The sequence below is a fragment of the Enterobacter soli ATCC BAA-2102 genome (assembly GCF_001654845.1).
Lineage (GTDB): Bacteria > Pseudomonadota > Gammaproteobacteria > Enterobacterales > Enterobacteriaceae > Enterobacter > Enterobacter soli.
In genome coordinates this window covers 1-13,942 of the sequence record NZ_LXES01000020.1, presented here as the reverse complement: position 1 = coordinate 13,942, position 13,942 = coordinate 1, and the positions used below count along the sequence as shown (strand labels likewise).

General features: G+C 55.3%; 13 protein-coding genes. 9 read left to right on the top strand and 4 right to left on the bottom strand.

The genetic code is table 11. The features are described from left to right. Nucleotides 1–84: 84 nt before the first annotated feature. Nucleotides 85–666 carry a DNA-3-methyladenine glycosylase I gene (gene tag, locus M987_RS06885; RefSeq protein ID WP_014068434.1) on the top strand — a complete coding sequence of 194 codons (582 nt, stop codon included), beginning with the start codon at nucleotides 85–87 and terminating at the stop codon, nucleotides 664–666. Next, nucleotides 644–1,090 carry an N-acetyltransferase gene (locus tag M987_RS06880; protein WP_014068433.1) on the top strand — a complete coding sequence of 149 codons (447 nt, stop codon included), beginning with the start codon at nucleotides 644–646 and terminating at the stop codon, nucleotides 1,088–1,090. The genes tag and M987_RS06880 overlap by 23 nt, the downstream gene beginning before the upstream one ends. Here the strand turns inward: M987_RS06880 and M987_RS06875 are convergent. Beyond that, complete coding sequence (locus tag M987_RS06875) at nucleotides 1,053–3,332, bottom strand: molybdopterin guanine dinucleotide-containing S/N-oxide reductase (RefSeq protein ID WP_049796688.1); 2,280 nt, start codon at nucleotides 3,330–3,332, stop codon at nucleotides 1,053–1,055. The genes M987_RS06880 and M987_RS06875 overlap by 38 nt on opposite strands. Nucleotides 3,333–3,544: 212 nt before the next feature. On the opposite strand from M987_RS06875, the gene M987_RS06870 reads away from it, so the two are divergent. The 6 genes from M987_RS06870 (at nucleotide 3,545) to ghrB (ending at nucleotide 9,987) form a co-directional block, all read left to right on the top strand. After that, nucleotides 3,545–4,207 (top strand): OmpA family lipoprotein, encoded by a 663-nt coding sequence (locus M987_RS06870; RefSeq protein WP_014068431.1) that lies wholly within the window; start codon nucleotides 3,545–3,547, stop codon nucleotides 4,205–4,207. A 565-nt stretch (nucleotides 4,208–4,772) separates the two neighbouring features. Further along, the gene (locus tag M987_RS06865) at nucleotides 4,773–5,789 is read left to right on the top strand and encodes a LacI family DNA-binding transcriptional regulator (RefSeq protein WP_014068430.1); all 1,017 of its coding nucleotides are present in this window, start codon (nucleotides 4,773–4,775) and stop codon (nucleotides 5,787–5,789) included. 106 nt (nucleotides 5,790–5,895) lie between these two features. Then, entirely contained in the window at nucleotides 5,896–6,645 is a 750-nt protein-coding gene (locus M987_RS06860) for a sugar phosphate isomerase/epimerase family protein (RefSeq protein ID WP_014068429.1), read from the top strand. Nucleotides 6,646–6,648: 3 nt separating this feature from the next. Then, nucleotides 6,649–7,587: a sugar kinase gene (locus M987_RS06855; RefSeq protein ID WP_014068428.1), complete on the top strand. Its 939-nt coding sequence runs from the start codon at nucleotides 6,649–6,651 to the stop codon at nucleotides 7,585–7,587. Nucleotides 7,588–7,705: 118 nt separating this feature from the next. Continuing rightward, on the top strand, nucleotides 7,706–8,986 hold the full coding sequence (locus M987_RS06850) for an MFS transporter (RefSeq protein ID WP_014068427.1): 1,281 nt from the start codon (nucleotides 7,706–7,708) through the stop codon (nucleotides 8,984–8,986). Nucleotides 8,987–9,012: 26 nt separating this feature from the next. Then, nucleotides 9,013–9,987: a glyoxylate/hydroxypyruvate reductase GhrB gene (ghrB, locus tag M987_RS06845; RefSeq protein WP_014068426.1), complete on the top strand. Its 975-nt coding sequence runs from the start codon at nucleotides 9,013–9,015 to the stop codon at nucleotides 9,985–9,987. Between the two features lie 58 nt (nucleotides 9,988–10,045). On the opposite strand, the gene cspE is transcribed toward ghrB, so the two are convergent. After that, a complete protein-coding gene (gene cspE / locus M987_RS06840) occupies nucleotides 10,046–10,258 on the bottom strand; it encodes a transcription antiterminator/RNA stability regulator CspE (protein ID WP_003860775.1) in 213 nt (70 codons plus the stop codon). Between the two features lie 245 nt (nucleotides 10,259–10,503). Continuing rightward, on the bottom strand, nucleotides 10,504–11,214 hold the full coding sequence (locus M987_RS06835) for a DUF3053 domain-containing protein (RefSeq protein WP_014068425.1): 711 nt from the start codon (nucleotides 11,212–11,214) through the stop codon (nucleotides 10,504–10,506). Between the two features lie 330 nt (nucleotides 11,215–11,544). Here M987_RS06835 and M987_RS06830 point away from each other — a divergent pair, with 330 nt between their 5' ends. Next, nucleotides 11,545–11,832: an HTH-type transcriptional regulator gene (locus tag M987_RS06830; protein ID WP_014068424.1), complete on the top strand. Its 288-nt coding sequence runs from the start codon at nucleotides 11,545–11,547 to the stop codon at nucleotides 11,830–11,832. A 42-nt stretch (nucleotides 11,833–11,874) separates the two neighbouring features. On the opposite strand, the gene M987_RS06825 is transcribed toward M987_RS06830, so the two are convergent. Further along, entirely contained in the window at nucleotides 11,875–13,494 is a 1,620-nt protein-coding gene (locus M987_RS06825) for an ABC-F family ATP-binding cassette domain-containing protein (RefSeq protein ID WP_014068423.1), read from the bottom strand. Nucleotides 13,495–13,942 lie beyond the last annotated feature (448 nt).

The window sequence follows — 13,942 nt, the reverse complement described above, 5'->3', positions numbered from 1 at the left end:
ATTAACTATTGTCTCTTTAGCAGACACGTCAAGCCTGGTAGATTGAAATTTTTGCGATTTCAGTATCAATAAGGGAGATAACCTATGCAACGTTGCGGCTGGGTAAGCCAGGATCAGCTCTATATCGACTATCACGATCAGGAATGGGGCGTGCCAGAAAAAGACGGCAAAAAGCTCTTTGAGATGATCTGTCTGGAAGGTCAGCAGGCCGGTCTTTCCTGGATAACCGTTCTGAAGAAGCGTGAAAACTACCGCGCGGCCTTCCATCAGTTTGATCCCGTAAAGGTCGCCGCAATGACCGATGAGGATGTAGAAAAGCTGGTACTGGACGCCGGAATTATCCGTCATCGCGGCAAAATACAGGCCATCATCGGTAATGCGCGGGCGTACCTGGCCATGGCGCAAAACGGCGAGCCATTCTCAGATTTTGTCTGGTCATTTGTGGATAACACCCCGAAAGTGACGCTGGCCGCAACGCTTGCGGAGATCCCCACGTCGACCCCCGCTTCAGATGCACTGTCTAAAGCGCTGAAGAAAAGAGGGTTTAAATTTGTGGGCACCACTATCTGTTATTCCTTCATGCAAGCCTGTGGGCTGGTGAACGACCATATCACAGGCTGTTTCTGTCACCCTGGGGGCGTTGATGATCCGCAAATGGCAAAGTGAGAATGCAGATCCGCTACTGAGCTTATGGCTTGAAAGCACCACCGAGGCGCATCCGTTTATCGACCCAGGGTACTGGAAAGAGAATGAAATTCTGGTGCGTGACGTCTATCTCCCCTCCGCAGAAACCTGGATCTGGGAAGAAGATGGGCACCCGTGCGGGTTCATTAGCGTGATGCAGACACAGTTTGTTGGCGCGCTGTTTGTCGCCCCGGCGTTCATCGGGAAAGGCATCGGGCGCGCGCTGCTGAACTATGTTCAGCAGCGCTACCCGCATTTAAGCCTTGAGGTGTATCAGAAAAACGTCCGGGCGGTGAACTTCTACCATTCCCAGGGTTTTCGCATTGAAGACAGCGCCTGGCAGGATGATACTCAACACCCGACGTGGATCATGAGCTGGCAGGCGGATCAAACGCCGTTAGTGTAAGTTCCGGCCCCTGATATTTCTCGACCCATGCCAGCGCCGTGTTTCCGGCACACCCATTCCCCAGCTTTGAGCTGGGGAGATCTTTGGTCAGCACGTTGACGGCCCCGTTTTTACAGATACCGCCTTCGGTCAGCTCAAGGTCTGGCCATGCCCCCTGATGAATACAGATAACGCCTTGTCTGATCCCGTCACTCACCACAGCACCTGCCAGAACTTGCCCGCGCTGGTTCCAGACGCGCACCACATCGCCATCCACAATCCCGCGCGCCTGTGCATCGTCTTTATGCAGCGTGATTGGCTCGCGCCCTGCTACGGCGTACTGTTCACGCAGCGAGGTATAGTTCAGCTGGCTGTGTAAGCGGTGCGCCGGGTGAGCAGACAATATCTGAAGCTGCTGCGGCTGCGCGTTTCCGTGCCATTCGTCTGGCTCAAGCCATGCAGGATGCGGCGGACAGTCGGCATACTCAAAGCTGGCAATACGCTGGCTGTAGATTTCAATTTTCCCGCTCTCGGTTTTCAGCGGATGATTTTGCGGATCGCGGCGGAAATCGGCAAAACGGACAAATTGCGCGTTCTGCTCGCTCTCTGGCATTTCGAAAATGTCATTCGCTTCCCAGAACTGGGCAAACGGCGGCAGTGTGACCCCCTGCGCCGCACCCCGCTGCCCGGCTATCTGGTAGAACGTTTCAAGCCATTCCAGATCGGTTTTACCCTCGGTGAAGCGCTCGCGTCCCCCCTCTTCCCAAAGCTCGCTCAGTTCGGCAAAGACATCCAGGTCGTCGCGCGCTTCATCCCGCGGTGCCACAACACGCTTCATCGGGACCATATGCTGATTGCTGTAATCGCCGGTCATGGTGAGGTCGTTACGTTCAAACGAGGTCGTGGCAGGCAGAACGATATCTGCGTGTTTAGCGGCGGCAGTCCAGAAGCATTCTGAAATCACCACCAGCTCCGGTTTCTGCCAGGCGCGGATAAGACGGTTGGTATCCTGATGATGGGTAAAGTTCGCACCACCCGCCCACCAGACAAAGCGAATATCCGGGAAATGCCGGTCCATGCCATTGTGCTGATAAAACCCGCCAGGGTTTTCCAGCGCCTCAACAATGCGCGCCACCGGGATTTTATCCACGGCATCTGTGCCGTTGTGAACGGTGCCCTGCATGGACGCCAGCACGGCGGCTTTACGCGTAGGGTTTCCGCCGTTCGCAAAGTGATAAGAGAGGCCAAAACCACCGCCCGGCGTACCAATCTGCCCGAGCATCGCCGCCAGTGTCACCAGCATCCAGTGTTTTTGCTCACCGTATTGCTGGCGCTGCATCCCCCAACCGGACATCAGTATGGTGGAATTTTCGCGGAACAATGCCGCCAGTTCGCGTATTTTCTCTGCATTTACACCGCAGATCTCTGCCGCCCATTCAGCCGTCTTGGCGATACCGTCAGTTTTGCCCGTCAGGTACTCCGCAAATTTGTCGTAACCGGTGGTGCAGCGCGCCAGAAACGCTTCATCCTGCCAGCCATTTTCCACCAGCGTGTGCGCGATACCCAGCATCATCGCCACATCGGTTCCCATGTGCGGGGCAATCCATTCGGCGCTGTCGCCCAGGAAATCCATGGTTTCAGAACGCATCGGATCGATGCAAATAATACGTTTTCCGCTTTTACGCAGCGCATCAAAGTAGGGAATACCTTGTTCGTCAGTAGCATTCCACGCAATCTTGAGTGTATTTAGCGGGTTAGCACTCCACAACACCACCACATCGGTGTGTTCCAGCACCAGCGGCCAGCTGGTCTGCTGCTGGTAAACTTCATTCCCGCCCACCACGTACGGCATGATGGCCTGCGCCGCGCCGGTCGAATAATCTCCCAGATGCCCGGTATAACCCCCGGCCAGGCTCATATAACGCTGGAGAAGCGTGGCGGCTTTGTGCAGTACCCCGTTTGAACGCCAGCCATAAGAGCCCGCAAAAATGGACGACGGACCGTGGCTCTCACGGATACGTTTATGCTGCGCGTGGATCAGTGCGAGCGCATCGTCCCAGCTCACACGCACAAACTCATCCTGCCCACGGATACCTTGCGGTTTATCCGGTGACACCAAAAATCCTTTGCGGACCATCGGCCAGCGCACGCGGGTTTTACTGTGTACCTGATCGCGAACAACCGTCTGAAGAGAGTTGGGATGCTGCGAAGGCAATGCCCCGCGGGATGACAAGACGTTTTCGCCATCGGTTTCGACCAGCATTGGGCCCCAGTGGGCAGCGGTCAGAATCGTTTTTGTTGAAGTGCTCAAGCGTGCGCTCCTGGTTGCGTGCAGGTTTTACGGCCTTCTTATTGAGGCTGTTTATGGTTTGACACAAATTTCAGAGTAATACCCGGAATTTTCTCCGTATCTGGACGTCATAATCAACCGCCACGCTCGCCGTGGCAAAGAATAAAAAGGATTAAGGAAATAAGATGAAAAAACGCGTACTCGTAATTGCTGCTCTGGTGAGCGGCGCAATGGCTGTTTCAGGCTGCACAACAAACCCTTATACCGGTGAGAGCGAAGCAGGAAAAGCGGGCATCGGCGCAGGTCTCGGTTCGCTGGTAGGCGCGGGCATTGGCGCACTCTCCTCGTCCAAGAAAGACCGCGGCAAAGGCGCACTGATTGGTGCGGCGGCCGGTGCAGCGCTGGGCGGCGGTGCGGGTTACTACATGGATGTGCAGGAATCAAAACTGCGCGAAAAAATGAAGGGAACCGGCGTGAGCGTGACGCGTAATGGCGACAATATCATCCTGAACATGCCAAACAACGTGACCTTTGACTCCAGTAGTGCCACCTTAAAACCAGCAGGTGCAAACACCCTGACCGGCGTGGCAATGGTGCTGAAAGAGTACAACAAGACAGCCGTGAACGTATTCGGCTTTACCGACAACACGGGCAGTCTGGATCTCAACAACCGTCTGTCGCAGCAGCGTGCCGATGCCGTATCCAGCTCGCTGATTACCCAGGGCGTTGAAGCTAACCGTATCAGCAGTAAAGGGATGGGCCCTGCCAATCCGATCGCCAGCAACAGCACCGCAGAAGGCAAAGCGCAGAACCGTCGCGTAGAGATCACGCTGAGCCCAATTCAGTAAAGGCATTTCTCCCTCTTCCGGTGGGGTTGAGGGATCCCCAGTAATGTTTGTCTTTATTCAGCAATGACATTATGTCATTGAAATAAAAGACTTACCGCTGCGCCATGGTCCGGCTGAAAATCGCTGAGGTGTTTCCTGTAGGCCGGGACGAGGCGCAGGGATGCGCCGAGAGGGCGCGACTTGCATGGACGCTTCATCGCGCCCGACCCGAAAGCAGTAAGGAATTAGCCGAAGGTACCGCGAAGCGGCGGTTTTCTTGCCGGGAGCCCGGGTCGCCAGGGTGGTGGCGGTGAGCCACCCTGGCACGTTCACGGGTAATATGGTGACAGAGTAGCAGGGAACGTAAAGTGAACGGAATAACCCCCTCAGCCGTATGTTCCCCCTCACCCCAACCCTCTCCCCAAAAGGGAGAGGGGGTCGATTGTGCTCGTCATTTTTGTGGGGAATCCTCAGCCCCGAGGGAAAGGGCCGGGGTGCGGGCATCACGCCGCACACCCGCCATTAACCGCTTGCCATCGTTGATTTTCCCGCTAAGGTGTTCTCACTCAAATCAGGGAAATCAGCGATGAGCAAACCAGCACGGGCCACCATCAGCGACGTAGCCAAAGCCGCCAAAACCGGAAAAACCAGTATTTCACGCTATCTCAATGGCGAGAAACACCTGTTGTCTGACGCCCTGCTGGCACGAATTGAACAAGCCATTGCCGACCTGGATTATCGCCCGAGCCTGATGGCTCGCGGCCTGAAACGTGGTCGAACTCGTCTTATCGGGCTTATCATCGCCGACATCACCAACCCTTACTCCGTGAATGTGTTAAGCGGTATTGAAGCGGCCTGCCGTGAAAAAGGGTTCACTCCACTGGTGTGTAACACCAACAACGAGGTCGACCAGGAGCTGCACTACCTCGATCTGCTGCGCAGCTACCAGGTGGAAGGGATTGTGGTGAATGCCGTTGGAATGCGCGAAGAAGGCCTCAATCGCCTGCAACAATCCTCCCTGCCGATGGTACTTATCGACCGAAAAATCCCGGAATTCGCCTGCGACGTCGTCGGCCTGGATAACACTCAGGCAGCCACCACCGCAACCGAACATCTCATCGAGCAAGGCTTTGAAGCTATCCTGTTCCTGAGCGAACCGCTGGGCACGGTCAATACCCGCCGCGATCGTCTGGCGGCATTCCGCGCGACCCTGGCACGCTACCCGGGCGTAATTGCCGAGAATGCCGAAACCCCGTTGCACGAAGCCGACCAGATCGACAACATCCTGCGCCAGTTCCACACCCGTCATCGCGGAATGCGAAAAGCCGTGATCTCCGCCAACGGTGCGCTGACCCTACAGGTTGCCCGTTCGCTCAAACGTATCGGCCTGCACTGGGGCAGCGATATTGGCCTGCTGGGGTTCGATGAGCTGGAGTGGGCCGAGCTGGCCGGCGTGGGCATTACCACACTCAAGCAACCTACGTGGCAAATCGGTTATGCCGCGGTTGAGCAGGTTGTCCGCCGTATTGAAGGCGTCAGCGATGCCATTCACGAGCAGGTCTTCTCCGGCGAGTTGATCGTTCGGGGCTCTACCGCCCGTTAATTTCCCCTTCGTGATGCCGATCATAAATTCAACATCCTGTCCTTTTCTTTGGAACCGGTTCCATCTAGCGTAATACTATCAATGTGAGTTGTAACGGAGTCAGGCAATGGGCAGGAAAATAATGGTGGTCACCGCCGCATATGGCGCGGATCAGGTGCGACAGGCAGGTGGCCAACGGGCAATGCTTCCGGTGATTGCCGCCGCAGGTGCCGATGGTGTTGAGATCCGCCGTGAGCTGTTCAGCAGCGAAGAGTTACTGGCGCTGCCCGCACTGGGCGAGTCCATTGAGCTGCTGGGTTTACTGGCCTGTTATTCCGCGCCAGTGCCCCTGTTTACGCCTGACGGAACCCTCAACCCCGACCTTTCGTGGTATCTGGCCGAAGCCACCACGCTCAATGCCCTGTGGCTGAAAGTTTCACTGGGTCACTTCCGCGATAAGCAGCCGCTTGAGGAGCTGCGTACATTACTGAACGAAAGCGGCATGGCGCTGGTGGTCGAAAACGACCAAACCGACTGCGGCCAGCTCGCGCCAATGCAGCGCTTCAAGGCGGCTTGCCGGGTGTTGTCGCTGCCCGTGACGCTGACATTTGATATGGGCAACTGGCTGTGGGTGGGCGATTCACCAGAAGAAGCTGCCCGCCATCTGGCGCCTGCCGTGAGTTATATCCATGTCAAAGCCGCCGTCCCACATCATCAGCAGTTTCGCGCCATAGCGCCAGACCACGCCGACGCACGCTGGCTGGAATTGCTTAATCAGCTGCCATCTGACGCACCGCGCGGGATCGAGTTTCCGCTGGAAGGGCCGGACCTGGCTGCCGTCACCCGTCATTACGTTAACCTGCTGCGCGAGGAGTAAATCATGCACAAGACGCTGGATGTGATCACCATCGGCGAGGCCATGGCAATGTTCGTTGCCACGCAAACGGGCGAGCTTCGCGCAGTAGAGCACTTTTTCAAACGCGTGGCAGGAGCAGAGCTCAACGTCGCGACCGGCCTGGCGCGCCTGGGGCTGAACGTCGGCTGGGTAAGCCGCGTGGGTGATGACAGTTTTGGCCATTTCGTTCTGGATACGCTGAAAAAAGAGGGTATTGATGCCGCGGGTGTCACCCTTGATGCGCGCTTCGCGACCGGTTTTCAGCTGAAATCTAAAGTCGAAAATGGAACCGATCCCATTGTGGAGTATTTCCGCAAAGGCTCGGCAGCAAGTCATCTGTCGGTTAACGACTATCACGCCCACTATTTCACCTCCGCACGCCATCTGCACCTGAGCGGTGTGGCGGCAGCGCTCTCCGCCAGCTCTTATGAGCTTCTGGATCACGCGGCTGCGGCCATGAAAGCGCAAGGGAAAACGATCTCTTTTGATCCTAACCTGCGTCCGGTGCTGTGGAAAAGCGAAGCAGAAATGGTTGAAAAGCTTAACCATCTGGCTTTCCAGGCCGACTGGGTACTGCCCGGTGTGAAAGAGGGGATCATCCTCACCGGCCAAAAAACGCCGGAAGGGATCGCCGATTTTTACCTGAACAAAGGAGTAAAAGCCGTGGTGCTGAAAACCGGTGCCGACGGTGCCTGGTTTAAAACCGCAGACGGTGAACAAGGCGCAGTTGCCGCGGTAAAAGTCGACAACGTTGTCGACACCGTTGGGGCTGGCGACGGGTTTGCCGTGGGGGTAATTAGCGCCCTGCTGGAAGGCAAAACACTGCAACAGGCGGTGTCGCGCGGCAATAAAATTGGATCGCTGGCGATCCAGGTGCAGGGCGACAGCGAAGGATTACCGACACGAGCGCAGCTCGGTTCCTGAATTCCCTCTCCCCATGGGAGAGGACCAGGGTGAGGGCAACAAGCCACACCACACAAAACAAACCACCGTGTACCCTACATACAACGGCGGTACAAACCTCAACAACAGAGGCAAGCCTATGAACAGTTCGACCAATGCAGCAAAACGCTGGTGGTACATCATGCCAATCGTGTTTATCACGTACAGCCTGGCGTATCTTGATCGTGCAAACTTCAGTTTCGCGTCCGCCGCAGGTATCACTGAAGACCTGGGGATCACCAAAGGTGTCTCTTCCCTGTTAGGTGCCCTATTCTTCCTCGGCTACTTCTTCTTCCAGATCCCCGGGGCGATTTACGCCGAGCGTCGCAGTGTTCGTAAGCTTATCTTTATCTGTCTGATCCTCTGGGGTGGTTGTGCTTCACTGACCGGTGTGGTGAACAACATTCCTGCCCTGGCCGCCATTCGCTTTATTCTTGGTGTGGTCGAGGCGGCAGTCATGCCAGCGATGCTTATCTACATCAGCAACTGGTTCACTAAATCTGAGCGCTCCCGCGCTAACACCTTCCTGATCCTCGGTAATCCGGTCACGGTACTCTGGATGTCGGTGGTATCCGGCTACCTGATCCAGTCCTTCGGCTGGCGCGAGATGTTTATCATCGAAGGGGTTCCTGCCGTCATCTGGGCATTTTGCTGGTGGGTGCTGGTAAAAGATAAACCTTCACAGGCGAAATGGCTCTCTGAAGATGAAAAAGCCGCTTTGCAGGCGCAGCTGGATAAAGAGCAACAGGGCCTGAAAGCGGTACGTAACTACGGTGAAGCCTTCCGTTCCCGCAACGTCATTTTGCTGTGCGCGCAGTACTTTACCTGGAGCATTGGCGTGTACGGTTTCGTGCTGTGGCTGCCGTCGATTATCCGCAGCGGCGGCGAAAACCTCGGCATGGTGGAAGTAGGCTGGCTGTCATCCGTGCCTTATCTGGCGGCAACCATTGCCATGATTATCGCTTCCTGGGCCTCGGACAAACTGCAAAACCGTAAACTGTTTGTCTGGCCACTGCTGCTGATTGCTGCTTTTGCCTTTATCGGCTCCTGGGCCGTGGGCGCCAACCACTTCTGGGCATCTTACACCCTGCTGGTGATTGCCGGTGCAGCGATGTATGCCCCGTATGGCCCGTTCTTCGCCATCATCCCGGAGATGCTGCCGCGCAACGTAGCAGGCGGCGCGATGGCGCTTATCAACAGTATGGGTGCACTGGGCTCGTTCTGCGGCTCCTGGTTTGTGGGCTATCTGAACGGCGCAACCGGCAGTCCGTCAGCCTCATACATATTTATGGGGGTAGCACTTTTCGCCTCAGTGTGGCTTACTTTGATTGTTAAGCCTGCTAATAATCAACAGCTTCCCGTCGGCGCACGTCACGCCTGACCCCTTTAAAATCAACGGAGATTAGCATGAAGCCGTCCGTCATTTTGTATAAAGCACTGCCTGAAGATCTGCAAAAGCGCCTGGAAGAACACTTCACCGTGACTCAGGTGAAGAACCTTAGCCCGGACACCGTCGCGCAGCACGCTGATGCGTTCGCAAGCGCTGAAGGCCTGCTGGGTTCAAGCGAGAAAGTGGATGTCGCATTGCTGGAGAAAATGCCGAAGCTTCGTGCTACCTCGACGATTTCCGTGGGGTATGACAACTTCGACGTCGAGGCCCTGAACACCCGCAAAGTTCTGCTGATGCATACCCCTTATGCCCTGACAGAAACCGTGGCCGACACGCTGATGGCGCTGGTGCTCAGCACTGCCCGCCGGGTGGTGGAAGTGGCCGAACGCGTGAAAGCGGGTGAATGGACAAAGAGCATCGGCCCGGACTGGTTCGGTGTGGATGTTCACGGCAAAACGCTGGGGATTGTCGGCATGGGCCGTATCGGCATGGCGCTGGCGCAACGTGCGCATTTCGGCTTTAACATGCCGGTGCTGTACAACGCGCGTCGCCATCACACTGAAGCTGAAGAGCGCTTCAACGCACGCTATTGCGAGCTGGATACCTTGCTTCAGGAAGCCGATTACGTCTGCCTGATCCTGCCGCTGTCGGAAGAAACGCATCATCTGATTGGCAAAGCTGAGTTCGCGAAAATGAAGAAATCAGCCATCTTCATCAATGCGGGTCGCGGCCCGGTGGTGGACGAAAAGGCGCTGATTGGAGCACTGCAAAACGGCGAGATCCACGCTGCGGGCCTGGACGTGTTTGAGCAAGAGCCGCTGCCGGTCAGTTCACCGCTGCTGGCATTGCCAAACGTGGTCGCCCTGCCCCACATTGGCTCAGCAACGCACGAAACCCGCTACAACATGGCGGCCACCGCAGTAGACAACCTTATCGCCGCGTTGGGCGGAAGGGTTGAGAAAAACTGCGTTAACCCGCAAGTACAACAGTAGAAACGAAAAAACCCGCCAGAAGGCGGGTTTTTAAATTCTTTGCTACTGGGTTGGAAGCTTACAGGCTTACAACGTTACCAGCTGCTGGGCCTTTAGCGCCGCTTTCGATGGTGAAGGAAACTTTCTGACCTTCGTCCAGAGATTTGTAGCCATCGTTCTGGATAGCAGAGAAGTGTACGAACACGTCTTTAGAGCCATCATCAGGAGTGATGAAACCGAAACCTTTATCAGCGTTGAACCATTTTACCAGACCAGTCATTTTAGCAGACATAGAAATTACCTTATTAACAAATATATTGTGCCTTCCGGCGCGATAGGTTGCGTTACAGATTTTTAAGCGATGAAGGAAGGGTCACAACGAAGGGTATCTATGGATAACAATCTGGACTGCTTTACTAAACTGCTTTAGGTCTGTGTAACAAACCGACGGAACAGTTATACCTATGTGGTACATGAATGACAAGCGTTATTTTCATCGCGCATAAAAAAACCCCGCAGCTCGCGGGGTTTTTTGTCTTATTCAGTGGCTGTCACTGCCGAGCTCCACGCCTGGCTAAAGGCCTGGTGCTGGGACGCCAGCGGCCCTATCAGCGCGTTATACTGGCTGGCCTGCTGAGAGGTCGGGAACTGGATACCATTAGAGACAAAGCTCACCTGGGTCCCCTGCTGGGAGATGTAATCCCCAACCTGTACCAGCTGCTGAGTGAAGATCTGCGCCGCCGGGATCAGCGGTTGCATAGCGTCAGCGGGCTTAGTCACCACTTTCTCGTAAACCTTGTCAAAGACAGGCTTGAGATCGTCGCCCTGTTTCAGCGCAGAGTGGGAAGCATCGGCCTGCATTTTTGCATTCTGCAATTGCTGGCTCAGCACACCCAGAGCACCATTAGACTGGCGCAGCGGTTCACGCTGGGTCATATAATCCTGCGGCACACGGATGGCGTTAACGCTATCCAGCACTGGACGAAGACCAGAGTCCATCGCCTGGCTCACCTGCTGTGAATAACCATAAAGAATGGCGTAATCGGACACGAAAGGACCGAACTGTTTTTTCTGATCCGCAGTCAGCGTTGGTAAACGTTCGCCACTGCGCATCACCGTATTCTGTAGAAAATCGATAAACGCTTTGCGCTGATCGCCTTCTTTATCGAAACACCCACTCAGGCTAACTACCATCAATAACGCCGCAACAGGCGCAAACCAGCGAGAGCAGGACTTTCCTGTCGCCATTTCAATACTCCTTTCACCCAAAAAAGCGCACACCGGCACACGCGTGCCCGACGCTGACAAGGATAGTCCAGGTCAGCCTTGCAAGATACTCTTTTCATGCAAAACGACTATTGCTGTTTTCTTGCTGACGATTTACAAAAAAATACGCTGCCGCGCTGTTTATGAATAATCAGTCGATTAGCGCGGATAAGCCTTCTGCTGAAACGCGTAAAGCTCCGCCTACCGCACGATTAATCACAACCCGGATGATCCTGCGTCTGTTTTAGGGACTATTCTTAACTGGCTCTCTGATGTTCACGATCCCGCTGTGTGATTTAAGAGGAGTTCTCAATGGAATATAAAGATCCTGAGTTTGAGCTGCTGAGCAGCCTGGAACAGATTGTTTTTAAAGATGTACCGCAGACGATTACCCTGCAACAAAAATCCAATCCCTTTACAGAATATGAGCAATTGCGCAAAGGGACAGGACTGAAAACAGATGAATTCGCCAGAGCAATGGGTGTCAGCGTAGCGATGGTGCTGGAGTGGGAGTCAAAACGTGAAAGACCCACAGCCACCGAGATAAAGCTGATGCGCCTGATTCAGGCAAACCCTGCACTCAGCAAACAGATAGCGTAAAACCAGATTGTGACAGCCCCCGCCCTTGCGGGGGCTTGTGTTTTAAAGCCTCTCACAGCGCCATCCCTCTCTATGCCACACCATCTCATGCGTCAGGTTCAGCCCGTTCAGGAATGCCTCATCGTGCGACACCACCAGCAACGCGCCGGGAAACGTCGCCAGCGCCGCTTCAATCGCCTGAACGGAGGCCAGATCCAGATGGTTGGTCGGCTCATCAAGCAGCAGAAACTGTGTGGCCTCTTCGCGCCAAAGCACACAGGCCAGCGCGGCTTTCAGACGTTCACCGCCGCTCAACTTCGCCAGCGGAAGCATCACCTTATCAGCGCCCAGCTGAAGCTGGGCTAAGCGGGTGCGCAGCCCCCCTTCTTCCAGCGGCGTGTTGCTCAGGTTGAGATGCGCCATCACCGACAGCGACAGGTCCAGTTGCGACAGGTGTTGGTCGAGATACGCGCAGGTTACTGACACCCGGCAACTGCCCGCGTGCGGCAATGTTTCCCCGAGTATGATTTTCAGGAGCGTTGATTTCCCACAGCCGTTTGGCCCCCGCAGCGCCACGCGCATCGGGCCATCCATCCGCCAGTTTATCGGCGGGATATCCACAAACGGCAGCACCAGATCCTCAAGTACCAGCACCTGTTTCCCCTCGGCAATCTGACTTCCCGGCAGGGTGAACATCACCGGGTTATCTTCTTCCACCCGCTCACGCGCTTTGTTGACGGCATCATTCAGCGCATCATTTTGATCGTTATGCTGTTTTTTCCACGATCCAATACGCTCTTTCGCCGCCATTTTGTATTTGATCCGCTCGAACGAGGCGATATTAAGGCTATCGACGGTACGCAGCGTCTTTGCCGAACGCCGCTGGCTGTCGTCATGCTCTTTTTTCATCCGCTCACGCGTGCGCTTACGTTCTGTGGCAGCGTGTTCAAGCGCTGCGCGGGCGGATTGCTGCTCGGCATCACGCTGACGCTGGTAATCAGCATAATTCCCGCCGTAACTACGCAAACCCGACGCGCTCAGTTCCAGAATACGCGGAACCTGCGCCAGCAGTTCACGATCATGAGAAGCGACCAGCACACCCCCCTGATAGCGGGAAAGTTGTTCGTAGAACCACTCCCGGCCTTGCCTGTCGAGATGGTTGGTAGGCTCATCCAGCAGAAGATAATCAGCACCGGCAGTCAATGCTGCGCACAACAGGGCGCGAATACGTTCGCCCCCGCTAAGCTCTGCGGCAGGTTTATCAGGATCAAATGGCGGGAGTTTCGCCTGGCTAAACGCCGCGCTCAGGCGTTCCGCTAAATCCCAGTGTCCGTCGAGTATTTCCAGACACTCAGGCTGATAATCACCACTTTCGATACGCTTGCGGGCTGCAAAAATCTCGTCATACCCGAGTAGCTCAGCAAGTGGCGTTTGTGGAGAAATATCATGGTGTTGCGCCACATAGACGTGTGTGCCGAAACGCTCGATATGCCCGCTCACGGGTTCATCAAGCCCGGCCAGCAGACGCAACAGGCGCGTTTTACCGCTACCGTTACGGCCAACCAGCGCGCACATCGACGACTCAAGAGAGAGATCCAGCGGGCCAAAAAGCGTATCGCCCGTCGCAAACTGACAGGTGACCTGATGCAAAATAAAAGAAGGGGACTGCGCAAAATGAGCCATAAGCACTCCTGAATGAAATCAAAACATCCCCTGCCGACGCGATGGCGTTTAGCAAGGATCGAAATTCATCAGTCGTGTTTGTTCATTTTCGGGATGCGCTCCAGAGGGAGAAAGTTAACGGGCATAAGGATAACGGTAATTTATTGACCGTTTCAAGGTTAATTTTTGGCCGAAAGAGACTTGCGCTCGCTTTGGGATAGTACGAGCACGGACAGCCCCCTCTCCTCTTTGGGGAGAGGGTTGGGGTGAGGGGGAACATACAGCTCAGGCGGTCATTCCGTTCACTTTATGTTCCTTGCTACTCTGTTACCACATTACCGGTGAACGTGCCAGGGTGGCTCACCGCCACCACCCTGGCGACCCGGGCTCCCGGCAAGAAAATCGCCGCTTCGCGGTACCCTCAGCTTATTCCTTTCGACTTTCGGGTCGGGCGCGATGAAGCGTCCAT